Raw genomic sequence first — 26,501 nt, 5'->3', positions numbered from 1 at the left:
GCTGAGGGGTCCGTACGGAAAGGGAAATCATTGTGAGCCACGCCGGTACCGAGCAGCGCGCGACGAAGAAGGAATGGCTCGGCCTCGCAGTACTGGTGGTGCCCATTCTGGTCGTGTCGATGGACATGTCGGTGCTCTATCTGGCGCTGCCGTTCATGACGGCCGATCTCGAACCCACCGGCAACCAGACCCTGTGGATTCTCGACATCTACGGATTTCTGCTGGCGGGCCTGTTGATCACCATGGGCTCGCTCGGCGACCGCATCGGTCGGCGGACTCTGCTGATGATCGGTGCGGTGGTCTTCGGCGCGGCATCACTTGCCGCGACCTTCTCCACCTCGCCCGAGATGTTGCTCGTCGCACGCGCCTTGCTGGGAGTCGGCGGAGCCACGATTGCGCCGAGCACACTGTCGTTGATCCGCAACATGTTTCACGATCCGACGCAGCGAAAGGAAGCGATCGGTCTGTGGACCGCCGGTTTCGCAGGTGGTGCAGCCGTAGGCCCGGTTGTCGGAGGCGTTCTGCTGGAACACTTCTGGTGGGGATCGGTCTTCCTGATCAACATCCCGATCATGGTCGTACTCTTCGTCGCGGCTCCACTCCTGGTTCCGGAGTTCAAGGACACCGATCCCGGCAAATTCGATCCGCTCAGCGTCATCCTCGCGATCTCGTCGATGCTGTCGATAGTGTTCGCCATCAAGCACGGTGCCCAGGACGGTATCGACACCGCGACGATCGGAACCGCGGTCCTCGGGCTGGCGCTGGGCACCGTATTCGTCATCCGACAACGCAAAGCAGCGAACCCGTTGATCGACATCACGCTGTTCGCCGAACGTGCCTTCAGCGCTGCCGTCGTCGTGCAATTTCTCGTCATCTTCTCCATGACCGGCTTCAGCCTGTTCGCGTCCCAATACCTGCAGCTGGTTCTGGGATTGGGGCCACTGAAGTCCGGACTGTGGTTGTTGATTCCGGCAGCCGCAGCCGCCGCCGGTGCCGTCACCGCGCCGACGATGAGCAAGGTGATCCACACCGGAACCATCATCTCGGCGGGCCTGCTGTCCATCGTCTTCGGCTGTGTCGCACTGTACTTCGTGCAATCGGACTCCGGCCTTCCGCTGCTGCTGACCGGAATGGCCCTGGTCACGTTCGGAATCGGAGCCGCATCCACTCTGAACTCAGACATCGTGCTCACTGCTGCAGCACCCGAAAAGGCTGGGGCTGCATCGGCGTTGTCGGAAACCGGGGCCGAGCTGGGCGGTGCCGTCGGGATCGCCATCCTCGGCACCATCGGCACCACCGTCTATCGACACCGAATGGAAGATGCCATCCCGGCGGGCACGCCGTCCGAGATCGCCGATCCGGCCCGCGAAACCATCGGCGGCGCAATAGCGGTGGCCGACTACCTGCCGGAGCCGTTCGCGTCCCAGTTGACCGACGTCGCGCACTCGTCCTTCATCGACGGTTTCAACCTCGCCGCCGGAACCAGCGCGGTTTTGATGTTCGTCAGCTCCGTCGTCGTGTTCCTGCTGTTACGCCGTAGTCGGACAGAGCGTAGTCAGACGGCGTCGGCGAGGTAGCGCGCCAACCACCGCGTCGCAGATACGCCGTCTCCCACGTCGTAGGTCTGGTACTCCTGGTGGATTCCGGACCGATAGAACGCTTCGATCTCCCGCTGACGCTGGGCGTTCGCCTGATCGGTCAGCTGGCCCTGCAACACGGGAAGTCCACCGGACGCGGCCAGGTCGGAGATCAACGACTGCGCTTCCCGGCTGTACTGATCTGCCACGTCGGGCGCAGGGTTGGACGACACGGCGAGAAAGCCCGCGAGCCGCGCCACGTAATCGTCCTTGGGCGTCGAGCAATACAGATCGCCGGCCGCGCAGAACGTGCGCACCACGGGGCTGACATAGCCGAATCCGCCGACTCGGGGTCCGCCGACGCCAGTTCCCACCACAGCGGGGCCCACCAGGGCGTCGGAATCCGATCGTTTCGGGTCCGAGACAAGCCCGACGGCGACCAGTTTCTCGGCCGGCACCACGCCCAGTCCGGTGCCGATGGAGGCGGCGAGGTCGCCGGCCGCGTCGGCTCCCTGGCTGTAGCCGATCAGGCCGAGTTTCGTTGCGCCGCAGCGATCCGCCATGGCCTTCAGCATCGCGCCTGCATTGGTGACCGCTGCTGCACGCGACTGCCCGTAGACCTCGCCCTCCCATGGAAACGCGGTGGCGGGATACGAGACGTAGTCGGTGCGGATATCCCCGCCGAGACGATCGGTGACGTCGGTGAGCATCCCCGGTTTGGGGGCAGCGCCCGAGCTGGTCTCCCATGTTCCCGGAATCGCGACCACGTACATCGAGGGACACCCGCCGGGGTCGGCGATGGCGGGCGATGCCCCGACGACCAGACCGGACGCGACAGCTGCAGCAACGCCGACACCGGCGCAGAACTTCTTGAAACTCATGGAGGGGGCCTCACTGGGGATTCGAACTTCTTCTGTGTTCGATCACCACAATGGCAGCGGTCTGTGACCATTCGATGCCCACATGGTTAACGGACGTAACCGTGCGTCACACACCTATACAACGAGTCCGAGCTCGAAGTTGTGGACGATATCGGCCTGATATCCGTCCGCAACTTCGAGCTCGGCGGGAAATGCGACTTACCGCTGAGGTGCCTGCGTGGGCACGATCGGCGACGGCAGGGCGGTTGCTCCCTGCAGGAAGGTGTCGACGGCGGCCGCGCAGGAGCGGCCCTCGGCGATGGCCCACACGATGAGCGACTGACCACGGCCCATGTCTCCGGCGACGAAGACGCCGGGCACGTTGGTGACCCACTCGTTGGTGCGCTCGACGTTGCCGCGCTGGTTGAAGTCGACACCCAGGTCGGTCAACAGGCCGCCCTTGTCCGGTCCGACGAATCCCATGGCGAGCAGCACCAGATCGGCTTCGAGGGTGAACTCGCTGCCCTCGACCTTCTCGAACTTGCCCGCCTTGAACTCCACCTCGCAGGCCTCGAGCGCGGTGACCTTGCCGTCTTCACCGACGAAACGCTCGGTGTTGACGGAGAAGACGCGCTCGCCACCTTCCTCGTGCGCGGACGCGACGCGGTACATCAGCGGATACGTCGGCCACGGGGTGGACGTCGCACGCTCCTCGGGCGGACGAGCCATGATCTCGAACTGGTGGACGCTTTCGGCACCCTGCCGGTGCGAGGTGCCCAGGCAGTCGGCTCCGGTGTCGCCGCCGCCGATGATGACAACCTTCTTGCCTTCGGCACTGACCGGTGGCGCAGCGAAGTCTCCCTGCTGGACGCGATTGGCGTGCGGCAGGAACTCCATGGCCTGGTAGATGCCGTCGAGCTCGCGGCCCTCGATGGGCAGGTCGCGCCATGCGGTGGCACCGCCGGACAGTACGACGGCGTCGAACTGTTCGCGTAGCTCGTCGGCCGAGATGTCCACGCCCACATCGACACCCGTACGGAAGACGGTGCCCTCGGCCTCCATCTGCGCCAGCCGACGATCGATGTGGCGCTTCTCCATCTTGAACTCGGGGATGCCGTAGCGCAGCAATCCGCCGATGCGATCGGCACGCTCGAACACCGTGACGGTATGGCCGGCGCGCGTGAGCTGCTGCGCCGCAGCCAGTCCCGCGGGGCCGGAACCGACGACGGCGACCGTCTTACCCGTGAGGTGCGTCGGGTAGACCGGGGTGACCCAGCCTTCTTCGAAGGCCTTGTCGATGATCTCGACCTCGACCTGCTTGATGGTGACCGGATCCTGATTGATGCCCAGCACACACGCTGCCTCGCACGGGGCGGGGCACAACCGACCGGTGAATTCCGGGAAGTTGTTGGTGGCGTGCAAGCGGTCGATGCTGTCGCGCCAACGATCCTTGAACACCAGATCGTTCCACTCGGGAATCAGGTTCCCCAGTGGGCAGCCGTTGTGGCAGAACGGAATACCGCAATCCATGCACCGGCTGGCCTGGGTTCGCAGAGTGTCCTTCGAGAAGTCCTCGTAGACCTCTTTCCAGTCCATCAGGCGCAGGTCGACGGGCCGCCTCTTGGGTACTTCGCGAACGGTGTTCTTCAAAAATCCCTGTGGGTCACCCACGAGCTGCCTCCATGATCGCTTCGTCCACGTCCGCGCCGTTCTTCTCGGCTTCGGAGATGGCCAGCAGTACCTTCTTGTAATCGCGAGGCATGACCTTCACGAAGTGGTTCACCTGCTGTGACCAGTCCGCGAGGATCCGCTCGGCCACCTCGGAGCCGGTCTGCTCCTGGTGACGGGTGACGATCTCCTTCAACCAGGTGAACTCGTCACCTTCGAGCTCGTCGATGTCGACCAACTCGGTGTTGAGGTTGGCCTCGAACGTCTTGTTCGGGTCGAAGACGAACGCCACACCACCGGACATGCCGGCACCGAAGTTGCGTCCCGTCGCACCGAGGATGACGACCTTGCCACCGGTCATGTATTCGCAACCGTGATCGCCGACGCCCTCGACGACGGCCTCGGCACCGGAGTTACGAACGGCGAAACGCTCGCCGACGACACCGCGGATGAGAGCCTCACCGCTGGTGGCACCGAACAGGAACACGTTGCCGCCGATGATGTTGTCCTCGGCCACGAATCCCGTGGGCGCGTTCAACGACGGCCGCAGCACGAGATGTCCGCCGGACAGTCCCTTGCCGACGAAGTCGTTGGCGTCACCGTGCAGGCGCAGCGTCATTCCGGACGGGACGAATGCACCGAAACTGTTGCCGGCGGAACCGGTGAACGTGATGTCGATGGTGTCGTCCGGGAGCCCGACGCCGCCGTACGCCTTGGTGACCTCGTGTCCGAGCATCGTGCCGACGGTGCGGTTGACGTTGGTGATCTTCGACTCGAAGACGACCTTCTCGCCCTTGTCCAGCGCGTTGCGGCTGGCCGCGATGAGCTGCTGGTCCAAGGCCTTGTCGAGCCCGTGATCCTGAACCCCGGTGTTGTAGAGGTTCTGGTTCATGAAGGCCGATTCGACCTCTTCGAGGATCGGCGACAGATCCAGCTTCGACGCCTTCCAATGCTCCTTGGCCGCGGTGGTGTCGAGCAGACCGACCTGCCCGACGGCCTCGTCGAGGGTGCGGAAGCCGAGCTCGGCCATGAGCTCGCGAACCTCTTCTGCGATGAACATGAAGAAGTTCTCGACGAACTCGGGCTTGCCCGCGAAACGCTTGCGCAGCAACGGGTTCTGGGTCGCAACGCCGACAGGGCAGGTGTCGAGATGGCAGACGCGCATCATGATGCAGCCCGAGACGACGAGCGGAGCGGTGGCGAAACCGAACTCCTCACCGCCGAGCAGAGCAGCGACCATGACGTCGCGGCCGGTCTTGAGCTGGCCGTCGACCTGGACGACGATGCGGTCGCGAAGACCGTTGAGCAACAACGTCTGCTGGGTCTCGGCCAAGCCGAGCTCCCATGGTCCACCCGCGTGCTTGACCGACGTCAGCGGCGTCGCGCCGGTGCCGCCGTCGTGGCCGGAGATGAGCACCACGTCCGCGTGTGCCTTGGACACACCGGCTGCAACCGTCCCGACTCCGACCTCGGAGACGAGCTTGACGTGGATACGAGCCGACGGGTTCGCGTTCTTCAGGTCGTGGATCAGCTGCGCCAAATCCTCGATCGAGTAGATGTCGTGGTGCGGCGGCGGCGAGATCAGACCGACACCCGGCGTGGAGTGCCGAACCTCGGCGACCCACGGGTAGACCTTGTGCGCCGGAAGCTGGCCGCCCTCACCGGGCTTGGCACCTTGGGCCATCTTGATCTGGATGTCGGTGCAGTTGGTCAAGTAGTGCGAGGTGACGCCGAAGCGTCCCGACGCGACCTGCTTGATGGCACTGCGTCGCCAATCGCCGTTCTCGTCCGGCTCGAACCGCGAGACGTCCTCGCCGCCCTCACCGGAGTTCGAGCGGCCGCCGAGACGGTTCATCGCGATGGCGAGGGTCTCGTGCGCCTCGGCCGAGATGGAGCCGTAGCTCATCGCGCCCGTGGAGAAACGCTTGACGATCTCACTGGCCGGCTCGACCTCGTCGATCGAAATAGCCTGTCGCTCTTCGGTCTTGAACCGGAACAGTCCACGCAACGACGCGAGCCGCTCGGACTGGTCGTCGACCATCTTCGTGTATTCCTTGAAGATGTCGTACTGACCGGTGCGGGTGGAGTGCTGCAGCTTGAACACGGTGTCGGGGTTGAAGAGGTGGTACTCCCCTTCCCGACGCCACTGGTATTCGCCGCCCGTCTCGAGCTCACGGTGAGCGCGTTCCTGACGGTTGTCCAGGTACGCCACTGCATGTCGCGCTGCGACGTCGTCGGCCACCTGATCCAGATCGATGCCGCCGAGGTGGCTGTTGAGCCCGGTGAAGTACTCGTCCACCAGTTCCTGCGAGAGGCCGATGACCTGGAACAGCTGAGCCCCGGTGTACGACGCGAGGGTGGAGATGCCCATCTTGGACATCACCTTCAGCACGCCCTTGCCTGCGGCCTTGATGTAGTTGCCGACCGCGGTGTCGAAGTCGATGCCGGTGAGCGAGCCGCGCTCGATCATGTCCTCGATCGACTCGAAGGCCATGTACGGATTGACGGCTGCTGCACCGAATCCGATGAGCAGAGCCATGTGGTGCACCTCGCGGGCGTCACCGGCCTCGATGATCAGACCGACCTTGGTTCGGGTCTTCTCCCGCACCAGGTGGTGGTGCACCGCGGAGGTGAGGAGCAGCGACGGGATCGGAGCGAGCTTCTCACTGGACTCCCGGTCCGAGAGAACGATGATGCGCGCGCCGCCCGAGATCGCAGCCGACACCTGAGCGCGGATGGCCTCCAACGACTTTCGAAGGCCCTCGCCACCCTCGGCAACCGGGTACAGGCCTCGAACGACCACCGAACGCAGCCCTTCCTGGGTGCCCTCGTCGTTGATGTGGACGAGCTTGGAGAGATCGTCGTTTTGCAGGATGGGCTGCGGCAGCACGATCTGCTTGCAGCCGTCGGCACCCGGGTTGAGCAAGTCGCCCTCGGGACCGATGGTGCCGCCGAGGCTGGTGACGATCTCTTCACGGATCGCGTCGAGCGGCGGGTTGGTGACCTGGGCGAAAAGCTGTGAGAAGTAGTCGAACAGCATCCGCGGGCGAGCCGACAGAATCGCGATCGGAGTATCGGTGCCCATGGATCCGATTGCCTCTGCACCCGACTTCGCCATCGGCGAGACCAGTACGTTCAGCTCCTCGGTGGTGTACCCGAAGATCTGCTGACGGATGAGCACGCGGTCGTGCGGCATGTGCACGTGCGGGCGCTCGGGCAGATCGTCGATCGAGGTCAGACCCTCGTCGAGCCACTGCTGGTACGGATGCTCGGCGGCGAGCTCGTCCTTGATCTCGTCGTCGGAGACGATGCGGCCCTGCGCGGTGTCCACAAGGAACATCCGGCCCGGCTGCAGCCGTACCTTGCGGACGACCTTCGACGGGTCGATGTCGAGAACGCCGACCTCGGAGGCCATGACGACCAAGCCGTCGTCGGTGACCCACAGGCGGCTCGGGCGAAGACCGTTGCGGTCCAGGACCGCTCCGATGACGGTGCCGTCGGTGAAGCACACCGAGGCCGGTCCGTCCCAGGGCTCCATCAACGACGAGTGGTACTTGTAGAACGCGCGGCGCGCCGGGTCCATGGACTCGTGCCGCTCCCACGCCTCGGGAATCATCATCAGCACGGCGTGCGGCAGGCTTCGTCCACCGAGATGCAGCAGCTCGAGCACCTCGTCGAAACGTGCTGTGTCACTTGCTCCGTGGGTGACCACGGGGAAGATCTTCTCGAGCGCATCCGAGCCGCCGAACACATCCGAGGTGATGAGCGACTCGCGGGCACGCATCCAGTTCTCGTTGCCGGTGGCAGTGTTGATCTCGCCGTTGTGCGCGACTCGTCGGAACGGGTGCGCCAGCGGCCACGACGGGAAGGTGTTGGTCGAGAACCGCGAATGCACCAGTCCGAGAGCACTTTCGACGCGCTCGTCCTGCAGGTCGAGGTAGAAACCCTTGAGCTGCGGAGTGGTCAGCATGCCCTTGTAGACGAAGGTCTGCGAGGACAGCGACGGGAAGTACACGGTCTCGCGGCCGGGGCCGTCCTTGCCCGCGCCCTCTTCGCCCAGCTCGTGCTCGACGCGCTTGCGGATGACGAACGCACGACGCTCGAGGTCGAGATCGGTGACTGATGCGTCGGGGGCGGCGAGGAACAGCTGACGGAAGGTTGGCATCGCATCGCGAGCCAACGCGCCGAGGGACGAGTCGTCGGTGGGGACGTCACGCCAACCGAGAACCGTCAGGCCCTCGCTCTGAACGATGCGCTCGACGCCCTCGCAGGCGCGTGCTGCATCGCTGCGTCCCTGCGGCAGGAAGGCGACACCGGTGGCGTAGGCCCCGGCAGCGGGCAGCTCGAAATCTACGACGGCGCGGAAGAACGCGTCCGGGACCTGAATGAGGATGCCTGCACCGTCACCGGTGTTCGGTTCGGAGCCGGCAGCACCGCGGTGCTCGAGGTTGACCAGTGCGGTGATCGCCTTCTCGACGATGTCGCGACTGCGACGACCGTGCATGTCCACCACGAACGCGACACCACAGGAGTCGTGCTCGTTGATGGGATCGTAGAGGCCTTGCGGGCCCGGAGTGTGCTTCATACCTAGCCTTCGGATAAGTCCAGCCTTGAAACTCGTCGGCGACGGTCTTGGGTAACCGGTTGCACGAACGGCCTTGAAGTGCGTCCTCGCCGTTGAAGCAGCACTTGTCGAACGTCGACGCTTTCCTCTGCACGGGCGGGTGGGCACGTGCTAGAAAAGTGAGGGTCTCGACGGATCCGGCCGTGGTGAGGCCGATCCAACTACGAACGATAAGTCAGCACCTGGGTACCCCCGCAAATAAGGTAAGCCTATTACGGGCGCTCACCTGGGAATTCCCGTGCATTCTTCGACGTCTCGGACCTTACTTGCGACGGCTGAGCGACGAGGGCCGGAAAGTACATGCGTGTAAGACGACAGAATCGAAAAAAAACTGGCCGCAGCGATCGAAATCAGCTGCGGCCAGTGTGGTGGGCGGAGGGGGACTTGAACCCCCACGTCCCGAAGGACACTGGCACCTGAAGCCAGCGCGTCTGCCATTCCGCCACCCGCCCGGGTGACGGCGAGAACACTAACACGCACCCCGCCGCGCTCGAAAATCGCGGCCTCCGCCCGTTCGGAGCGAACGGCGGCACGCGGTCTGCGTCGGCCGCACCGTATATCATGCTGAGAGCGCGACCTCGTGATGACACGCGGCGCTCGCACTCTGCGCACCTGCAGACACCACACGGTGGAAGAACACAGTGAGAGGAGGGGTCACGATGGGCATCGTTCAGCGTTTCGAACGCAAGCTCCAGAGCGCTGTCGGCGACGTCTTCGCACGCGTGTTCGGCGGTGGCGTCGTACCGGCCGAGGTGGAAGCGGCGCTCCAACAGGAAGCGTCGGATCTGGTTCGGCCCCTCGACGGCGGCCATCAGCTTGCACCCAACAGCTACGTAATCACGATCAACAGCTCGGACCACGAAGAACTCGCAGGCGATCGGGAACTCACCGTCAAGGCGTTTTCGCGCCACCTCGACGACTACATCCGTGATCAGGGGTGGCAGACCTACGGTGACGTGGTGGTTCGCTTCGAGCCGTCGCCCACTCTGCACACCGGTCAGTTCCGAGCTACTGGCTCGGTCGACCCCGATGTGGGACGATCGGCGACTGCTGCCCGGAACCCATCCGCGCAGCGCGGCGCGTCGGCCGAGAAGAACGTATCGGCTCCGCCGGTCCCCAGTCCCGTCCCTTCAGCTACGCAGCGACCGTCTGCCCCACCGATGTCGATACCAGGAGCCGGCCACATGACGCAGAACCCAGGCTACGACCCGCAGCGCGACCCCGCGGACGGTCATCGTCCCGATCCGCGCGCTCGCAACGGTTACGCCGGGGGCCAGGATCCTCGTTACGCCGCGCGTGAGCAGAACGGCTACGACGCCCAGGCCTACCCACCCGCCGATTACGATCCGCGCTACGACCAGCAGTCGTACAACGGTCAGGGCTATGACGAGCAGCCGTATGCCGAGCAGGGTCAGGCCTACAGCGCCGCCGGTGGTCAGGAGCAGGGCTACGACCCCCGTGCCTACGGCAACCCCAACGGTCAGGACCAGGGTTACGACGCGCAGGGCTACAACGCGCAGGGCTACAACGCGCAGGGCTACGACGCCCAGGGTTACAACGCGCAGGGCTACGACGCCCAGGGCTATCAGTACAACGGCTCCGACGGCGGTGCCTACTCCGAGGCTCCCTATCAGGAACAGGCGTACAGCGATCCGGCCGGTCAGTACGCCGAGCCCCAGGCCGCGGGCTACCAGCAGGGCGGCTACCAGCAGGCTGCATACGACTACCCACCTGCTCCGGCTGCGTACGGTCGCGGCTACCCGCAAGGCGCGGGAGATCGCGGCGACGCGTACGGCTACGACCAGCCTGCCGCGTACGCCGGTCAGGCCCAGTCGCTCGCTGCCACACTGCAGCTCGAGGACGGCAGCGGCCGTTACTTCCAGCTCCGCGACGGGCAGAACATCATCGGCCGCGGCCAGGACGCGCAGTTCCGGCTGCCCGACACCGGTGTCTCGCGGCGCCACATCGAGATTCGCTGGGACGGCCGCGTGGCCATGCTCTCCGACCTCGGCTCCACGAACGGAACCACCGTCAACGGTGCCCCGGTTCAGGACTGGCAACTGGCCGACGGTGACGTCATCAGGGCCGGTCACTCGGAAATTCTGGTCCGGATCGTCTGACGTCGGGGGTGAGAGTGGAGTCCACGCTCGTCCACCCGAATGTCGTCCACACGAGCGGCTTCACCCTATGATGCTGCGAGACAACCATGTCTGCTGCGCCGCATCGCTGTGGCGGGTGGGACCAGGTCCGATCGCGAAGGAGGAGGTGGATCGTCGTGCAGGGATTGATCTTGCAACTGACCAGGGCGGGCTTCCTGCTTCTGCTGTGGTTCTTCGTCTGGGCCGTTCTTCGCACCCTGCGCAGTGACATCTACGCGGCCGCAGGCATGCGAGTGCCGGCGCGCTACACCGGTGGCTCCAAGGTTCTCCCGTCGTTCAACAAGCAGAAGGTGGCCAAGTACCTCGTGGTGACCCAGGGCGGTCTCGCCGGAACGCGCATCTCGCTCGGTACTCAGCCCGTCCTCATCGGACGCGCGGACGATTCGACTCTCGTTCTGACGGACGACTATTCGTCCACCAGACACGCTCGCATCTCCCCTCGTGGCGGAGATTGGTACGTCGAAGACCTCGGCTCGACCAACGGCACCTATCTCGACCGTGCCAAGGTGACGACCGCAGTACGCGTACCCCTGGGAACCCCGGTTCGCGTCGGCAAGACCGTGATCGAGTTGCGCCCGTGACCCTCGTTCTTCGCTACGCCGCCCGCAGCGACCGCGGCCTCGTCCGCTCCAACAACGAGGACTCCGTCTATGCCGGAGCACGGCTGTTGGCACTGGCGGACGGCATGGGCGGCCACGCCGCCGGTGAAGTGGCCTCGCAGTTGATGATCGCCGCGCTGGCCCACCTCGACGACGACGAGCCCGGTGAGGATCTGCTGGGTAAGCTCGAGGCAGCCACCCGCGAGGGCAACGCGTCCATCGCAGATCAGGTCGAGGACGAACCCGAGCTCGACGGCATGGGCACCACTTTGACCGCAATCTTGTTCGCCGGCAAGCGAATCGGGCTGGTTCACATCGGTGACTCGCGTGCGTACATGCTGCGCGACGGATCCCTCACCCAGATCACCCGCGACGACACCTTCGTCCAATCACTCGTCGACGAGGGCCGCATCACCGCCGAGCAGGCGCACACGCACCCGCAGCGTTCGCTCATCATGCGTGCCCTCACCGGCAACGAGATCGAGCCGACGCTGACGGTCCGGGAAGTGCGAGCAGGCGATCGATACCTGTTGTGCTCCGACGGCCTCTCCGATGTCGTCAGCGACGAAACCATCGAGAACACGATGAACGAGGGCGAGACCGGTCCGTGCGCCGATCGTCTCATCGAACTGGCGCTGCGTAGCGGTGGGCCGGACAACGTGACGGTCGTCGTCGCCGATGTGATCGACCTCGACTACGGACAGAGTCACCCCATCCTCGGCGGCGCGGCCAGCACCGAGGACGAGGAAGATGCTCCGCCTCCCAATACCGCCGCAGGACGCGCCGCGGCGATGCGTCCGCCCCGGTCGACGCCCAAGCGCGTCACCACTCCGGTGGTCACCCCGGAGAAGAAGTCGCACAAGCTGCGCTGGACGCTGATCGCTCTCGCCCTGGTGGTGCTCGCGGCAATCGGTGCAGTCGTTGCCAATTCGATCATCCGAGGCAACTACTACGTCGGTGCCGACAACAGCAAGGTGACCGTGCTGCGGGGTCTTCCCGGTTCGGTACTGGGCTACTCGCTGCAGAGCGTGGAACTGACCGGCTGCCTCGACGGTGAGGGAGCCGTCACCCTGACCGCTCCCGATGCCGCTCCTGCGGGCTGCGTTCCGTTCGAGATCGATGACCTCCTGCCCGCGGCACGCGAGCAGGTCAGCGCCGGACTGCCGTCGGGCTCCCTCGACGATGCGCGTGGCCAGGTGCAACGTCTGGCGTCGGGCGACCTGTTGCCGGTGTGCGAGACCGAGACACCCGTCACCGCCACCCCCGAACCGACACCGACGACGATCATCCCGCCACCCGGGGTGCCGTTGCCACCGACCGCCGAGCCCGTTCCCGAGGCCGCACCGACCACCACCGCGGTGCCGACACCGACGGTTCCGCAGGTCCCGGGCCAGAACTGCAGGACCGGTACTCGATGAGTTCCCCCACCTCCTTTCCGAGTCCGCCCGGAGGGTTCGCTCCGGCACCGATCCAGTCGAACCGGCGCGGAGTCGAGTTGCTGCTGCTCGGGGCTGCGGTTCTGATCACCACGATCTCGTTGGTGTTGGTCGAGGCCAGCCAGGAGCAGACCATCACCTGGGATCTCGCGAAGTACGCGCTGGCGTATCTCGCGCTGATGACGGTGGCGCACTTGGCCGTACGACGCTTCGCACCGCATGCCGATCCCCTACTGCTCCCGGTCGTGGCACTCCTCAACGGCCTCGGTCTGGTGCTCATCCACCGGCTCGATCTGGCCGATCAGCAGCAGGCACAGTATCTCGGCAACCCGATCCCCTCACCCGACGCCAACCAGCAGGTGCTGTGGACAACGCTGGCGATCGCCGGTTTCGTGGCGTTGCTGGTGCTGCTCCGCGACTACCGCACGCTGGCCCGCTACGGCTACACCGTCGGCCTCGCGGGGCTGATTCTTCTCGCGATTCCGGCGATGCTGCCGTCCGCGTTCTCCGAGGTGAACGGATCGAAGATCTGGATCCGGCTGCCGGGCTTCAGTATTCAGCCCGGTGAGTTCGCGAAGATTCTGCTGCTCATCTTCTTCGCGTCGCTGCTGGTCGCCAAGCGCGAGTTGTTCACCGTCGCTGGCAAACACGTACTCGGCATGGACTTCCCGCGAGCCCGCGATCTCGGTCCGATTCTGGTGGTCTGGATCGTCTCGGTGGCGGTGTTGGTGTTCGAGAAGGACCTCGGCACGTCGCTGCTGATCTTCGGAACCGTGCTGGTGATGATCTACATCGCCACCGAACGCGTCGGTTGGTTGATCATCGGGTTCGGCCTGCTGATCGTCGGATTCCTGTTCGCCTACCAGGTGTTCGGCCACGTCAAGATCCGAACCGACACCTGGTTGCACCCGTTCGACGACTACAACGACACCGGGTATCAGATCGTCCAGTCGATGTTCAGCTTCGCCACGGGCGGATTGGCGGGTACCGGTCTAGGTAGCGGCCGCCCGTCCCAGGTGCCGTTCGCCAAGACCGACTTCATCATCGCCACCGTCGGCGAGGAGCTCGGCCTCATCGGTCTGACGGCAGTGCTGATCCTGTACTTGCTGTTCATCGTTCGTGGACTGCGCACCGCCCTGGCCGTCCGGGACAGCTTCGGGAAACTGTTGGCCGCCGGCTTGTCGTTCACCATCGCAATCCAGCTGTTCGTGGTCGTCGGCGGCGTCACCAAGCTCATTCCCCTCACCGGCCTCACCACGCCGTATCTGTCCTACGGAGGATCGTCGCTTCTCGCCAACTACCTGCTGCTCGCATTGCTGATCAAGATCTCCGATGCGGCACGTGAGCCGGCCACACCCAAGAAGAAGCCCGCTCCTGCGGCGCCCATCGCGGAGGCTCCGACCGAGATGGTGAAGCGCCCGTGAACACTCCCCTGCGCCGCGTGTCCATCGCAGTGATGGTCATGGTCGTCGCGTTGCTCGCCAACGCCACCTACCTCCAGGTCATCAAGGCCGACGATCTGCGAACCGACCCACGCAACTCGCGTGTGTTGCTCGACGAGTACTCACGCCAACGCGGTCAGATCTCCGCGGGCGGCCAGGTTCTCGCATCGTCCGTCGCCACCGACGACCGCTACAAGTACCTGCGTACCTACCCGCAGAACTCGATCTCTCCGGCCAGCCCGCAGGCCAACGCACCGATCACCGGTTACTACTCGATGCTGTACTCGAGCAACGGCCTCGAGCGGGCCGAGGATCCCGTGCTCAACGGATCCGACGACCGGCTCTTCGGCGGGCGCCTGTTCGACCTCATCTCCGGCCGAGATCCCCGCGGCGGCAACGTCGTCACCACGATCGACCCCGTTGTTCAGCAGGTCGCATACGACCAGCTCACAGCCAAGGGATACACCGGCTCGGTGGTGGCACTCGATCCCGCCACCGGCAACGTGCTCGCCATGGCCAGCACCCCCAGCTACGACCCCAACCTGCTCGCCAGCCACGACGGCAGCACCACGACGTCGGCGTGGGAGAACCTGAGCAACGATCCGAACAAGCCGATGGTCAACCGAGCGATCTCGCAGACCTACCCGCCCGGATCCACCTTCAAGGTGATCACCACAGCCGCCGCGCTCGGGACCGGCGCGACGCCGGACACTCAGCTCACGGCCGCGTCGAACATCACGCTGCCGGGTACCTCGACGACGCTGGAGAACTACAACGGCTCGACGTGTGGCGGTGGTCAGACGGCAAGCCTGCGGGAGGCGTTCGCGCGGTCGTGCAACACCGCCTTCGTCGAGCTCGGTATCGACACCGGGGCGGACAAGATGCGTGAGACTGCAGCGGCCTTCGGTATCGGAGAGGACACCTCCATTCCACTTCCCGTGGCCGACAGCACCATCGGACCCATCGACGACGACGCAGCCCTCGGCCAGTCCAGCATCGGCCAGCGCGACGTGGCACTGACCCCTCTGCAGGACGCCGTCATCGCCGCCACCGTCGCCAACGGCGGCGTGCGGATGGCCCCGAACCTGGTGCAGCAACTGCAATCTCCCGACCTGTCCGATCTGTCGAGCAACCAGCCGAAGTCCATGGGAGAGGCCATCAGCTCCGATACCGCCGCGACACTGACCGATCTGATGATCGGCTCCGAGAACAACACCAGTGGCGAGGGCAAAATCCCCGGAGTCCAGATCGCCTCGAAAACCGGTACCGCAGAACATGGTTCCGATCCTCGGAACACCCCTCCGCATGCCTGGTACATCGGATTCGCTCCAGCGAAAGATCCCAAGGTCGCCATCGCGGTCATCGTCGAGGACGGCGGAGACCGAGCCCTGGCCGCAACCGGTGGATCCGTCGCCGCACCCATCGGGCGAGCCGTCATCGCAGCTGCATTGCAGGGGAGGTGACATAGCGTGCCACTGAGCAACGGGGCCGTCATCGCCCAGCGCTATCGACTGCTGCGCCTCATCGCCACCGGCGGTATGGGCCAGGTGTGGGAGGCGATGGACAATCGTCTGGATCGCCGAGTAGCGGTCAAGGTACTCAAGGCCGAGTTCTCCGAGGACCCGGAATTCTTGCAGCGCTTCAGGTTCGAGGCTCGCACCACAGCGCAGCTGAACTACCCGGGCATCGCCGGGGTCTACGACTACGGCGAGACCCGCGACGGCGCAGGAGAATCACTGGCCTACCTGGTGATGGAACTGGTCAACGGCGAGCCGCTCAACGCCGTGCTGGGCCGCATGTCCAGGTTGCCACTCGGTCATGCCCTGGACATGCTCGAGCAGACCGGTCGCGCCCTGCAGATCGCCCACACCTCCGGCGTCGTGCACCGCGACGTCAAGCCCGGCAACATCCTGATCACGCCCACCGGGCAGGTCAAGATCACCGACTTCGGCATCGCCAAGGCCGTCGACGCATCCCCGGTGACCAAGACCGGAATGGTCATGGGCACTGCGCAATACATCGCACCAGAGCAAGCACTGGGCGAGGAGGCCACCTCGGCCTCCGACGTCTACTCGCTCGGCGTCGTCGGGTACGAAGTGTTGGCGGGCTCGAGGCCTTTCGTCGGCGACGGTGCCCTGACCGTCGCCATGAAGCACGTCCGCGAAGCCCCAGCACCCATGCCGGTGGATCTGCCCCCGGCCGTCCGCGAACTCATCGAGATCACGATGGTGAAGGACCCGGCTTCTCGCTATGCCAACGGCGGCGAATTCGCCGACGCCGTCGCCGCCGTGCGGGCAGGTCGCCGACCTCCCGCACCCGGAAACTCCCGCGGCTCGGGTACCGGCCGCGTCATGATGCCCGGGGTGGTGCCCAGTCCGCAGCCGCCTCCGCCGTCGAGCACCCAGATGATGCCGACGTCCCAACGCGAGTACCGCGGACCCGCCACCGGTACGGCTGCCGCGGCAGTTCCCGAGCCCGCCGGCATGTCCTCGGCGCAGAAGGCACTCGCCTGGGGCGGCGGCGCACTGTTGCTCCTGGCGATCCTCATCGGCGGGTACGTGCTGCTGACCGGAGGCCGTGACGACACACAGACACCGTTCGTGCCGCCGACCACCACGACGCAGCCGGTGACGACCACGCGAACCACCACCGAACCGACCACCACGACAACAACCGAAGAGACGACCACCGAGGAAACGACGACTACCACCACGACAACGACCACCGAACCCACCACCACGACAACCGAACCCACCACGACGTCCGAAGAGCCGACGACGACCACGACGACGACCCGCCGGCCGCTGTTCGAGAATCCGTTTCAGCAAGAGCCACAAGGACAACGATGACGACTCCCCGTACGCTCTCCTCTCGCTACGAGCTGGGCGAGATACTCGGTTTCGGCGGTATGTCCGAGGTTCACCTGGCCCGGGACACCCGACTCGACCGTGACGTCGCCATCAAAGTTCTGCGCGCCGATCTCGCGCGCGACCCCACGTTCTACCTGAGGTTCCGACGCGAAGCTCAGAACGCTGCGGCGCTCAATCACCCGGCCATCGTCGCCGTGTACGACACCGGTGAAGCCGAGACCGAAGCCGGTCCGCTCCCGTTCATCGTCATGGAATACGTCGACGGCGACACGCTGCGCGACATCGTCCGCGCCGAAGGACCCATGCCGCCGCGTCGGGCCATGGAAGTCATTGCGGACGTCTGCGCCGCGCTCGATTTCAGCCACCGCAACGGAATCGTCCATCGCGACGTCAAACCCGCGAACATCATGATCAACAACGCCGGCGCGGTGAAGGTGATGGACTTCGGCATCGCGCGCGCCATCGCGGACTCCTCGTCGCCGATGACCCAGACCGCGGCCGTGATCGGGACCGCGCAGTACCTTTCTCCGGAACAGGCTCGCGGCGAGCAGGTCGACGCGAGATCGGACGTGTACTCCCTCGGCTGCGTGCTCTTCGAGATCCTCACCGGTGAACCGCCGTTCAAGGGAGACTCCCCGGTCGCGGTGGCCTACCAGCACGTTCGCGAGGATCCTCAGCTACCGTCCCTGGTCAACGACTCGGTGCCGCGCGAACTCGACTCGATCATCCTCAAGGCGATGGCCAAGAACCCGGCCAACCGCTACCAGAGCGCCGCCGAGATGCGCACCGATCTGGTGCGCGTTCTCGGCGGTCAGCGACCGAGCGCACCGATGGTAATGAACGACGAGGACCGCACCACCATCCTGGGATCGGTGGACTCCCGTCAGGCCGATTTCTCCGGCCGGGACAAGCCTGCCGTCGCCGAAGCGTCGCGCCCCTCACGGCACGCCGGGCCCGAGGACGAGCGCCCGAGCCGACGCGGCCTGAAAATTGCACTCGCCTCACTCGCAGCCGTCGTCGTGGTCGCGATCGTCGGTGCCTTCCTGTGGTCGCTCGGACCCGGCGCAGACCCCAAGACCGTCACGGTGCCGACCGTCGCCGGAAAACTTGCGGACGAGGCTCAGCGCGATCTGGAGGAAGTGGGCCTGCGCGTCACCGTGCAGGAGAAGCCGGATGCCTCGGTGCCGGAGGGGTCGGCGATCGGGACCAACCCGGCCGCGGGCTCGGAGACCGAATCGCCCGGTGCCATCCAGCTGGACGTGTCCTCGGGACCACAGCAGGTGCAGGTGCCCCGACTGACCGGACGAACGCAACAGCAGGCGTCCGACGCCCTGAACGAGGTGGGTCTCGAACTCGATCCCACCATTGCCCGTGCGCCGTCGACGCCGGAGAACTTGGACAAGGTCGTCGAGCAGAACCCGTCGTCGGGCGTGAGCATGAACGCCAACTCACAGGTGCGTATCACCCTCGGTTCCGGACCGGCGCAGGTGCGCATGCCCAACGTCGTCGGTCAGCTGGTCGACGTGGCACAACCGAATGTCGAGGGCGTCGGCCTCCGCGTACAGGTCCAGAACATCGACTCCTCGCAGCCGGTGGGTCAGGTCGTCTCGACCGATCCCGCAGGCGGTGCCACCGTCACCGAGAACACCGTGGTGACGCTGCGGGTCTCCAACGGAGACAAGATCCCGATGCCGGACCTGGCCGGTCTCACCGAATCTCAGGCTCTGTCTGCGCTGCAATCGGCGGGGTGGACCGGAACGGTGTCGAACCTGACCACGTCGAGGCAGGCGACACTGGACCCGCTGATGGTCGGGCGAATCGTCAACCAGGCTCAGCCGGCCGGTTCGGAGATCAGCAAGACCGACACGATCACCGTGAGCATCGGGGCGCTGGGAATCCCTACCGGCTAGAGGGGAGTCAGGCGAAGGCTTCGGCCACCTGAGCTTCGAGCTTGGCGACGAGGCCGGAGTCGGTAGGCCTTCCGCAGACCTCGAGCCAGTTCGAGAGCATGCGGTGCCCACCCTCGGTGAGGATCGATTCGGGGTGGAACTGAACCCCGTGAATCGGCAGCTCGATGTGTCGCATCGCCATGACGAGACCCGATTCGGTGCGGCCGATGATCTCGAGCTCCGGCGGAATCGTGTCTGCACGGACGGTCAGTGAGTGGTACCGAGTGGCGGTGAAAGGGTCGCTCATCCCGTCGAGAACCCCCACGCCCGAATGATGCACCAGGCTGGTCTTTCCGTGCAGCAACTCCGGGGCCTTCTCGACGGTGGCACCGAACACGGCACCGATGGCCTGGTGCCCGAGGCAGACTCCCAACAACGGCGTCTTCGTGCGAGCCGCGGCCGACACGAGATCCATCGTGGCACCGGCACGCTGCGGCGTGCCCGGACCAGGGCTGAGCAGAATGCCGTCGAACTCGGCCGCCACTGCATCGCGATCGGCAAGACGTTCGTCGTCGTTGCGCCAGACCTCGACATCGACGTTCAGCTGGCCCAAGTACTGGACGAGGTTGAAGACGAAGCTGTCGTAGTTGTCGACGACGAGAATGCGCATGTCGACAGCGTACTCAGCGCGGCTGCGCGTACCGCATGCGCACCGATTCGGTGTATGCCGGCACAGCGAGGTTCTCGGCGGCCTCCAAGTCGTATCGCAGGCCGTAGCGCAGCGCGTACTGCTCGTACAGCTGCACACCTGGCTCGTTCTTCAACGCTGCGCGCAGCCGATCCTGATCGCCTATCGCCGTGATCACGTACGGCGGACTGTACGTCCGGCCGCCGAGCAACAAAGTGTTGCCGATGCAGCGCGGCGCCGACGAGGCCACCAGCCGCTGATCCTGCATCGCAATCGCGGACGCGCCGCCGGCCCACAATGCATTGAGCACGCTCTGCACATCGACCTGATGGACCACCAGATCGTTGGGCGAAGCATCGGATGCATACGCACCGTCCGGACCGCGGGGAGCATCGGCCATCGTCACCGACAATCCCGCCCCCGACGCGGCCTCCCGGCCCGCCGCGTCGGCCAGAGAATCGATACGGGCCAACGCGTCGGCGACGTCGGTGTCTCCGGACGCGGTGCGCTGCTGGATGGTCTCGACCTGCTGCTCGAGCGAGTCCCTGGTGCGACGGGCATCGTCGCTGCTGCCGCGAGCCGCATCCACGAGATCGGCCAGACGGGTTGTGTCCCCGGTACGCAGTTCGGTGCCGTCCGAGATATGTCTGGTGGTACCGAGCAGCATGCCGACGACCGCGCACACCGCTACGGCCAGAACCCACCATCGGGTGTCGGCACGGGGCGATCGTCGTGTCACGGGTGCTCGCAATGTGTCCTGTGGGTCGGTGCAGGGCTCACCTGGGTTAGCGTGTACTGCAACCGGGTCGGTGACCGTCACGGTCCTCGAGGAAACAATAGCCTGGGGATGAACGACACCCGCCGATCCACAGGTACTCGCCGTCAGTTGTCCACAGGTCGGTCCCAGAGCCGACAGCCGTCAAGAACGCGAAGAGGAAGCAATGCCGAAGTCGAAGGTACGGAAGAAGAACGACTACACGATCAACCCGGCGAACCGCACGCCGGTGAAGGTCAACGCCGGACCGTCCCCGGTCTGGTACGTGGTGCTCATGCTGGGATTCATGGTGATCGGCCTGCTCTGGCTGATCGTGTACTACCTCGCCGCAGACGACATCGCGTTCATCGGAAACCTCGGGGCCTACAACTTCCTGATCGGCTTCGGATTCATGGTCGTCGGGCTCGTCATGACCATGCGGTGGCGCTGACAATCGAACGAGTTACACCCATGTCATTCATCCCCAATGTGGATAAACCCTGTGGATAACTTTTCGAACAATCCACAGGGTGTGTACGACGAACGCTGGGCAACACCCATAGCCGCCATCGCAGCGCTGGTCGTGGGTGGTATCGCTCTCGGCATCGGTGCCGCGCTGTCCTCCACCGACGCCGCCGGAACATTCCTCGTCGGACTGGCAGCCGTCGGAATGTGGGTCATCGCGGCACTAGCCGCCGTACAACGACCCCGACTCGCCATCACGCGAGACGGATCCCTGGCGATGAAACGACTCAGCGGAATGCAGACATACTCACGCGCAGACATCGTCCGCGTGAAAATCGTGCGCTACCCACGACTCGGCCGACGAGTTCCCATGCTCGAACTCGACATCCGCCCACCCGGCCAGGACGACGACCGACTGATCATCTTCGGCAGATGGGACCTCGGCACCGACCCCAGGGATGTGTTCGACGCCCTCGACACCCGTGGTTTGATCCCACCCAGCGCCTGAAAGCGAGACACCCCGGGGTACTCGATGTGACGTTCAGTGTCCTTTTGGGGGGTCAATGGCACATTTAGTGGACTTCGCAGCGGGCAGCGGAGATCGCGCAGCCCCTCGGTCAGTGGATTTGCAGAGAGCCGACGCCGAATGCGGCCGGTCAGATACCCATCTGAGCGCGGAGGTCCAGCGCCCGGACTGCGATGATTCCGAGGGTGATCAGGGCGACCGCGATCACCGAGATCCACGCAAGAGACACCCCACCCGAGGTTCGGGAACTGTCCGGCCCACGACGTCTGTTGGGGAGAAACACCAACCCGGCGGTGGCGGCGGCCCCGGCGACCAGACCGCCCGTGTGACCCCACAGCGAGATGCTGGGGATCGAGATACTGATGAAGATGTTGAGTGCGATGACGATCAGAACCGGTGCGGGGCTTCGCTTGAGCCTGAGCAGAATCACGGCCTGGGCACCGAGTAGCCCGAAAACCGCTCCGGAGGCACCGGCGGTGAGGGACAGCGGATTCTCGAACACCATGACCGATGCGCTACCGCCGAGCAACGACAGCACGTATACGGCGAGATAGCGGCTGCGACCGAGGACCAGTTCGACGTCGCGACCGATCAGATAAAGCGCGAACATGTTGACCAGCAGGTGGATCGGCCCGATGTGAACGAATCCGCTACCGATCAGACGAAAGATGTCGCCGTCGGCCACGAGCAGACTGTTCATCGACCAGGCCTGCGCCAGCGCCGAGCCGGTGAAGTTGCTGGTGACATTGCCGGACTGAGCGGCGGTGACGCCGAAGACCACTACGTTGATCGCGATCAGTGCGTAGGTCAACGGCGTCTTGGCGGATCGCGTGACCGGCCCGCGGGCAACCGTCCGCGCTGTGCGGACGTTCTTGTTGCCCTCTCGCACGCAGTCGACGCAGTGCTGCCCGACGGCGGCGGGGTGCACACACTGCGGGCATGCCGGGCGACCGCAGCGCGAGCACGCCAGGCCCGTCGGGCGGTCGGGATGTCGGACGCACACCGACTGAGGTGGGTTGGGCTGGTCGCCGTCGGCGCCACCCCAGCCGGGGTTCGTCATCGTGAATCTTTCTGTGGAACTAGATCAGGCGATCGTCACGCTGTTGATGACGACCTCGTCCACCGGGCGATCGCCGCGGCCGACCTGCGTGCTCGAGATCGCGTCGACGACCTTCTTGGACGCGTCGTCGGTCACCTCACCGAAGATGGTGTGCTTGCGGTTGAGGTGCGGGGTCTTGCCGGTGGTGATGAAAAACTGCGAGCCGTTGGTGCCGGGGCCGGCGTTCGCCATGGCCAGCAGGTACGGGCGATCGAACGAGAGCTCGGGGTGGAACTCGTCCTCGAACTTGTAGCCCGGTCCGCCGGAGCCGGTGCCGGTGGGGTCGCCGCCCTGGATCATGAAACCGTCGATGACACGGTGGAAGACCGCGCCGTCGTAGAACGGTCCGGTCTTGGCACCCGACGCGTTCTGCGTCGTGTATTCCTTCGATCCGTCCGCGAGGCCGACGAAGTTCGCGACGGTCTTGGGGGCGTGATTGCCGAACAGTTCGATGACGATGTCGCCGCGGTTGGTGTGCAGCGTGGCCGTTTGGGTCTTGTTTGGTGAAGTCACGCCCTCCATCGTGCCATCTCGAGTGTCCGGGTAGTGCAGAGGTGGTGTATCGAGCGGCTCTCTCGCGATGCTCTTGTGGAACAGTGAGGGTATGACGAGCACAACGAAGACCGAGCGGGTTCACTCGACCACCGGCGCGGCGGCATCGACGCTGCTCGGTGCAGCTTCCGTCGCGAGCAAGGGACCTGCCGGTGTGGGTCTGCTGCTGGCCAAGCGCGGGTACGGTCTGGCACGAGAACGGGCTGCGCAGCGCCGCGCCGCGACGGCTAAAAGGATCGCCGAGTCCAACCTCAGCAGAACCGTTGTCGCCGTCGACTCGAAGCCGGGTACCACGCGCCGCGTTCTAGTGTTCGGGGTTGCCGCCGCGGTGATCGGTGGTGTCGTGTTCTACCTCGGCCGTCGCCGCAACGAGGTACCGCCGCCCGCCGACGTTCCGCCGAGCCTGACCGACTACGACAACAGCTCGTCATAGATAGAGAATTCTCTGCAGCAGGTCGAACAGCGCCGGCCTCGTTCTGATCACGGCGTCCTCGCTGCGGTCCGCTACGACCAGTGCGGTGTTGTATCGACTGGTGGACTCTTCGGCGAAGTACTCGCTGTGACCTGTCGAGTCTGCGAGCCCGCCTGATTCCTCGGTCGAGAGCAGCGTGACCCCGTCCAGTGCGCCTGGATCACGGCCGAAGGAACCGAGGTCGGCAACGATATCGCCGACGGCTTCTGCCGTGAAGACGTGTCCGTCGGGCATCCGAAGATCCGCTGCCGTCTGAGTACCCAGCCCTGGGGAGCCGAGCGCCACGAAGTCGTCGGCCCCGGTGTCTACTCGAAGCGCCGATGCTGCAGTGAGTGATCCGTACGAGTGGGCCAGCACCGACAGGTGCGGATCCTGCGCGCGCGCCGCGTCGATCCCATCGAGGAACGGGCCGAGCCGATCTGCCCCCGCCTCGGCCGCCAGAGTGGACACCACGGTTCGGTCGGGATCGAGCAGGCTCCAGCCGAGCTGGGGTGCCTGATAGTTCAGCCACGTCACAACTGCCGCACTCTCGTTCCGAGAAGGTGGAAGTAACTGCTGCACAGTTGTTTTCAAGCCTTCCATGTCTTCGTCGTAGCTATCGATGTCTCCGTGCACAGTCGAACCGAGACCGGGCACGAAGACGGCAACATGAGTGGCGGTGTCCACATCCCCCACTGCAACGGCGGCCATGGTCTCCTCGTAGGACGAATTGTCCAAGACCAGGAGCTGACGATTTCCCTGCGCCAGAACAGATTCGATTGCATCGAGGGATTTCAGTCGCTTACGCGTCTGCTCCAGACCGGCATCCGCGTCGCTGAAAATTCCTCCGAACACGTTGTCGTCCAGTTCCTTCTGTAGCTCGGCCTCGGCAGCGAGCAGGCGCACACGCTCGGCTGCCAGCACCCGCCGGTTGGCACTGTCTCGCACCCGGCCCGGCAGACCGTCGAGACTGCTTATCAACCCGGGCTGCTCCACCATCAGCCGAGTGCGTGCGGCGGGCGAGAGCGCACTCCAGAACGCGGCATTGGCAGCAGGCGTTGCGCCCGGAGCCACCGAGGCCGCAACTGCGGTGGCAACCTGTTTCTCCGAGGTGCCCTCGGCCAGGCGTCGGGCAAGAGCGTCGTCGAAAGCTGTTGCTGTACGGACGAGTTGAGATACTCGTTCGGTCAATTCTTCACGAAGGTGCCGCCGATCGCGCATCGTCGACCACAGATCCGAGAGCGCCACCGAGTAGGACTCGACGGTATCGACGACCGTGCCATCGGATGCGATCACGAACCGGGCCTCGCCGGACTCACGCTCCACTGCACGCAGAGCTCCGATGAGGCTCGCCATATCGACCGACGCGTCTGCCATGCAGCGCGCGATTCGAAGCAGCTCGAGCGAGGAAGCGTTCAGATCGGCTCGTATTCTTCGAATCGCTTCTCGGGCAGCGTCGGCCGCCGAGCCGGCCCAGACGTCGCCGAACACGGCCTCCGTGAGCGAACTGTGCACAACGGCCAGCTCTCTCCACTGCCGCATCAGCGCATCGGACGCAACGATCAGCTCATTGCTGTTCCACGACCTGAACTCGTCGAGTGTGACCATCGTGAATCCCCCGCAGCGTCGTCGAATACGACGAGTCAACGCGAGGAAGCACTCTCACGGCGCAATCTATCCCCAGCCTGTGGATGAAATCTGGGGATGAACCCGATCCCAGGGATGTCACCGGGCGATTCTGCGAACCGGTCCGCTGGTGCCGCCTTCTGGATCGGTCGGACGACCGGTCCGCGGCGGCCTGCTCCGCTTCGCGCGGTAGAGATCCGCGTCGGCTGCCCGGTAGATCTCACCCCAACGGCGACCGGCGGGCATACACGCCAGCCCGACGCTCCATTCGGCACGATGAGCGCGGCGCAACCGATCGATGACCTGCAAGGCTTCCTTCTCGAGGACTCCTGGCATGAACAACACGAACTCGTCGCCACCGAGGCGACCGAGAACGTCGCGTTTGGTCAGCTGACCCTTCCACGCCTTCGAGACGCGAGTCAGCAGTACGTCACCCGCGATGTGGCCGTACTCGTCGTTGATCTCCTTGAAGTTGTCCAGATCGAGCACCGCCAGGCTGACCGAGAGCCCGCGAGCAGCGCAGGCGGGAAGCATCTTCTCGATCTTGGACTCGAAACCGAACCGGTTCAGAAGTCCGGTCAGTGCGTCGTGGGTCGAGAAGTACCGCATCCTGCGGGCGAAGACGCCGAATACTTCTGTGGCACCGACGATTCCGAGGGCGACGAGGATGTAGGTGATGAACGGTGTCCCATACGGTGCGATAGCGGCACCGACCACAGCCGAAACAGCAAGCACTGCAACCCAGATGCCGGCATTTCGCTCGGACCAGAAGGCACCGATGTGCATTCCGAGGAACATGGCCGCCTGCACACAGATCAAGAAGGCAGGCATGGTGTCGCTGCTACCCAGTGCACACGCGAGACCCACCACCGACAGGGCCGTCGCACAACCCACCGCTTGTTTGGGACTGGGCACACCCGCCCGCACCAGAACCGCAATGGCCGACGGTCCCATGACCAACGCCAACGCCGCCAAGGCTTGCCGCGGACCGGACAGATTGGTCCAGGATGCGACAGCGCTCGCGGCGTAGAGGACGGTGGTGACAGCTGCGAATACCGCGAGCATGCGGCCGGACTCGTCGAACCTCGGCCAGCTCACCAGTCGATGCCGGTCGTGTCGGGCGATGTCGGCTCGTACTCGACACACCACGCACCGAGACCGACCACACCACTCACCTGATTCCCCCCAGGCACCATCGGCCCTCCCCACGCACTAC

20 protein-coding genes and 1 tRNA gene are annotated in these 26,501 nt (G+C 65.0%); 11 read left to right on the top strand and 10 right to left on the bottom strand.

The window, feature by feature from the left end; translation table 11 throughout:
• Positions 1–32 precede the first annotated feature (32 nt).
• The gene (locus tag ACFI9K_RS11715; RefSeq protein WP_462663641.1) at positions 33–1,577 is read left to right on the top strand and encodes an MFS transporter; all 1,545 of its coding nucleotides are present in this window, start codon (positions 33–35) and stop codon (positions 1,575–1,577) included.
• On the opposite strand, the gene ACFI9K_RS11710 is transcribed toward ACFI9K_RS11715, so the two are convergent.
• The 4 genes from ACFI9K_RS11710 to ACFI9K_RS11695 all read right to left on the bottom strand — a co-directional run bounded on the left by ACFI9K_RS11710 (position 1,556) and on the right by ACFI9K_RS11695 (position 9,181).
• On the bottom strand, positions 1,556–2,458 hold the full coding sequence (locus ACFI9K_RS11710) for a cutinase family protein (protein WP_462663640.1): 903 nt from the start codon (positions 2,456–2,458) through the stop codon (positions 1,556–1,558). The two genes, ACFI9K_RS11715 and ACFI9K_RS11710, sit on opposite strands and share 22 nt — an antisense overlap.
• Positions 2,459–2,656: 198 nt before the next feature.
• The gene (locus ACFI9K_RS11705) at positions 2,657–4,108 is read right to left on the bottom strand and encodes a glutamate synthase subunit beta (protein ID WP_462663639.1); all 1,452 of its coding nucleotides are present in this window, start codon (positions 4,106–4,108) and stop codon (positions 2,657–2,659) included.
• Entirely contained in the window at positions 4,101–8,690 is a 4,590-nt protein-coding gene (gene gltB, locus ACFI9K_RS11700; RefSeq protein WP_462663638.1) for a glutamate synthase large subunit, read from the bottom strand. The genes ACFI9K_RS11705 and gltB overlap by 8 nt, the downstream gene beginning before the upstream one ends.
• A gap of 405 nt (positions 8,691–9,095) precedes the next feature.
• A tRNA-Leu gene (locus ACFI9K_RS11695) sits at positions 9,096–9,181 on the bottom strand.
• A gap of 207 nt (positions 9,182–9,388) precedes the next feature.
• Between ACFI9K_RS11695 and ACFI9K_RS11690 the strand changes: the two genes are divergently transcribed.
• The 7 genes from ACFI9K_RS11690 (at position 9,389) to pknB (ending at position 19,145) form a co-directional block, all read left to right on the top strand.
• Entirely contained in the window at positions 9,389–10,849 is a 1,461-nt protein-coding gene (locus tag ACFI9K_RS11690; RefSeq protein WP_462663637.1) for a DUF3662 and FHA domain-containing protein, read from the top strand.
• Positions 10,850–11,004: 155 nt separating this feature from the next.
• A complete protein-coding gene (locus ACFI9K_RS11685) occupies positions 11,005–11,469 on the top strand; it encodes an FHA domain-containing protein FhaB/FipA (protein ID WP_222091413.1) in 465 nt (154 codons plus the stop codon).
• A complete protein-coding gene (locus tag ACFI9K_RS11680) occupies positions 11,466–12,905 on the top strand; it encodes a PP2C family protein-serine/threonine phosphatase (protein WP_462663636.1) in 1,440 nt (479 codons plus the stop codon). Before ACFI9K_RS11685 ends, ACFI9K_RS11680 begins: the two co-directional genes overlap by 4 nt.
• On the top strand, positions 12,902–14,347 hold the full coding sequence (locus ACFI9K_RS11675; protein WP_462663635.1) for an FtsW/RodA/SpoVE family cell cycle protein: 1,446 nt from the start codon (positions 12,902–12,904) through the stop codon (positions 14,345–14,347). Before ACFI9K_RS11680 ends, ACFI9K_RS11675 begins: the two co-directional genes overlap by 4 nt.
• On the top strand, positions 14,344–15,828 hold the full coding sequence (locus tag ACFI9K_RS11670; protein ID WP_462663634.1) for a peptidoglycan D,D-transpeptidase FtsI family protein: 1,485 nt from the start codon (positions 14,344–14,346) through the stop codon (positions 15,826–15,828). The genes ACFI9K_RS11675 and ACFI9K_RS11670 overlap by 4 nt, the downstream gene beginning before the upstream one ends.
• 6 nt (positions 15,829–15,834) lie before the next feature.
• The gene (locus ACFI9K_RS11665) at positions 15,835–17,214 is read left to right on the top strand and encodes a serine/threonine-protein kinase (RefSeq protein WP_462663633.1); all 1,380 of its coding nucleotides are present in this window, start codon (positions 15,835–15,837) and stop codon (positions 17,212–17,214) included.
• On the top strand, positions 17,211–19,145 hold the full coding sequence (gene pknB / locus ACFI9K_RS11660; RefSeq protein ID WP_462663632.1) for a Stk1 family PASTA domain-containing Ser/Thr kinase: 1,935 nt from the start codon (positions 17,211–17,213) through the stop codon (positions 19,143–19,145). Before ACFI9K_RS11665 ends, pknB begins: the two co-directional genes overlap by 4 nt.
• 7 nt (positions 19,146–19,152) lie before the next feature.
• Here the strand turns inward: pknB and ACFI9K_RS11655 are convergent, their stop codons facing one another.
• Both ACFI9K_RS11655 and ACFI9K_RS11650 read right to left on the bottom strand, forming a co-directional pair.
• The gene (locus tag ACFI9K_RS11655; protein ID WP_462663631.1) at positions 19,153–19,794 is read right to left on the bottom strand and encodes an aminodeoxychorismate/anthranilate synthase component II; all 642 of its coding nucleotides are present in this window, start codon (positions 19,792–19,794) and stop codon (positions 19,153–19,155) included.
• A 13-nt stretch (positions 19,795–19,807) separates the two neighbouring features.
• Entirely contained in the window at positions 19,808–20,479 is a 672-nt protein-coding gene (locus ACFI9K_RS11650) for a DUF881 domain-containing protein (protein ID WP_462663671.1), read from the bottom strand.
• A gap of 274 nt (positions 20,480–20,753) precedes the next feature.
• Here ACFI9K_RS11650 and crgA point away from each other — a divergent pair, with 274 nt between their 5' ends.
• Together crgA and ACFI9K_RS11640 are read left to right on the top strand one after the other, a co-directional pair.
• On the top strand, positions 20,754–21,017 hold the full coding sequence (gene crgA / locus ACFI9K_RS11645; RefSeq protein ID WP_462663630.1) for a cell division protein CrgA: 264 nt from the start codon (positions 20,754–20,756) through the stop codon (positions 21,015–21,017).
• Between the two features lie 36 nt (positions 21,018–21,053).
• Positions 21,054–21,539 (top strand): PH domain-containing protein, encoded by a 486-nt coding sequence (locus ACFI9K_RS11640; protein WP_462663629.1) that lies wholly within the window; start codon positions 21,054–21,056, stop codon positions 21,537–21,539.
• 148 nt (positions 21,540–21,687) lie between these two features.
• Here the strand turns inward: ACFI9K_RS11640 and ACFI9K_RS11635 are convergent, their stop codons facing one another.
• Together ACFI9K_RS11635 and ACFI9K_RS11630 are read right to left on the bottom strand one after the other, a co-directional pair.
• Positions 21,688–22,617, bottom strand: a complete 930-nt coding sequence (locus ACFI9K_RS11635; RefSeq protein ID WP_462663628.1) for a rhomboid family intramembrane serine protease — start codon at positions 22,615–22,617, stop codon at positions 21,688–21,690.
• A 24-nt stretch (positions 22,618–22,641) separates the two neighbouring features.
• Positions 22,642–23,178 carry a peptidylprolyl isomerase gene (locus tag ACFI9K_RS11630; RefSeq protein ID WP_462663627.1) on the bottom strand — a complete coding sequence of 179 codons (537 nt, stop codon included), beginning with the start codon at positions 23,176–23,178 and terminating at the stop codon, positions 22,642–22,644.
• Positions 23,179–23,260: 82 nt separating this feature from the next.
• Between ACFI9K_RS11630 and ACFI9K_RS11625 the strand changes: the two genes are divergently transcribed.
• Positions 23,261–23,641 carry a hypothetical protein gene (locus ACFI9K_RS11625; RefSeq protein WP_462663626.1) on the top strand — a complete coding sequence of 127 codons (381 nt, stop codon included), beginning with the start codon at positions 23,261–23,263 and terminating at the stop codon, positions 23,639–23,641.
• Here the strand turns inward: ACFI9K_RS11625 and ACFI9K_RS11620 are convergent.
• Both ACFI9K_RS11620 and ACFI9K_RS11615 read right to left on the bottom strand, forming a co-directional pair.
• On the bottom strand, positions 23,636–25,267 hold the full coding sequence (locus ACFI9K_RS11620) for an alpha/beta hydrolase (RefSeq protein ID WP_462663625.1): 1,632 nt from the start codon (positions 25,265–25,267) through the stop codon (positions 23,636–23,638). The genes ACFI9K_RS11625 and ACFI9K_RS11620 overlap by 6 nt on opposite strands.
• A 117-nt stretch (positions 25,268–25,384) precedes the next feature.
• On the bottom strand, positions 25,385–26,383 hold the full coding sequence (locus ACFI9K_RS11615) for a GGDEF domain-containing protein (RefSeq protein WP_462663624.1): 999 nt from the start codon (positions 26,381–26,383) through the stop codon (positions 25,385–25,387).
• Positions 26,384–26,501 lie beyond the last annotated feature (118 nt).

The organism is Rhodococcus sp. PSi06 (assembly GCF_054960675.1).
This window is presented reverse-complemented; position numbering and strand designations above follow the sequence as displayed.

Excerpts from the sequence above, each read along its gene's own strand:
- ACFI9K_RS11710 (WP_462663640.1), bottom strand. The coding sequence starts at position 2,458 with ATGAGTTTCAAGAAGTTCTGCGCCGGTGTCGGCGTTGCTGCAGCTGTC.
- gltB (WP_462663638.1), bottom strand. The coding sequence starts at position 8,690 with ATGAAGCACACTCCGGGCCCGCAAGGCCTCTACGATCCCATCAACGAG.
- ACFI9K_RS11690 (WP_462663637.1), top strand. The coding sequence starts at position 9,389 with ATGGGCATCGTTCAGCGTTTCGAACGCAAGCTCCAGAGCGCTGTCGGC.
- ACFI9K_RS11675 (WP_462663635.1), top strand. The coding sequence starts at position 12,902 with ATGAGTTCCCCCACCTCCTTTCCGAGTCCGCCCGGAGGGTTCGCTCCG.
- pknB (WP_462663632.1), top strand. The coding sequence starts at position 17,211 with ATGACGACTCCCCGTACGCTCTCCTCTCGCTACGAGCTGGGCGAGATA.
- ACFI9K_RS11655 (WP_462663631.1), bottom strand. The coding sequence starts at position 19,794 with ATGCGCATTCTCGTCGTCGACAACTACGACAGCTTCGTCTTCAACCTC.
- ACFI9K_RS11650 (WP_462663671.1), bottom strand. The coding sequence starts at position 20,479 with ATGCTGCTCGGTACCACCAGACATATCTCGGACGGCACCGAACTGCGT.
- crgA (WP_462663630.1), top strand. The coding sequence starts at position 20,754 with ATGCCGAAGTCGAAGGTACGGAAGAAGAACGACTACACGATCAACCCG.
- ACFI9K_RS11640 (WP_462663629.1), top strand. The coding sequence starts at position 21,054 with ATGTGGATAAACCCTGTGGATAACTTTTCGAACAATCCACAGGGTGTG.
- ACFI9K_RS11635 (WP_462663628.1), bottom strand. The coding sequence starts at position 22,617 with ATGACGAACCCCGGCTGGGGTGGCGCCGACGGCGACCAGCCCAACCCA.
- ACFI9K_RS11630 (WP_462663627.1), bottom strand. The coding sequence starts at position 23,178 with ATGGAGGGCGTGACTTCACCAAACAAGACCCAAACGGCCACGCTGCAC.
- ACFI9K_RS11625 (WP_462663626.1), top strand. The coding sequence starts at position 23,261 with ATGACGAGCACAACGAAGACCGAGCGGGTTCACTCGACCACCGGCGCG.
- ACFI9K_RS11620 (WP_462663625.1), bottom strand. The coding sequence starts at position 25,267 with ATGGTCACACTCGACGAGTTCAGGTCGTGGAACAGCAATGAGCTGATC.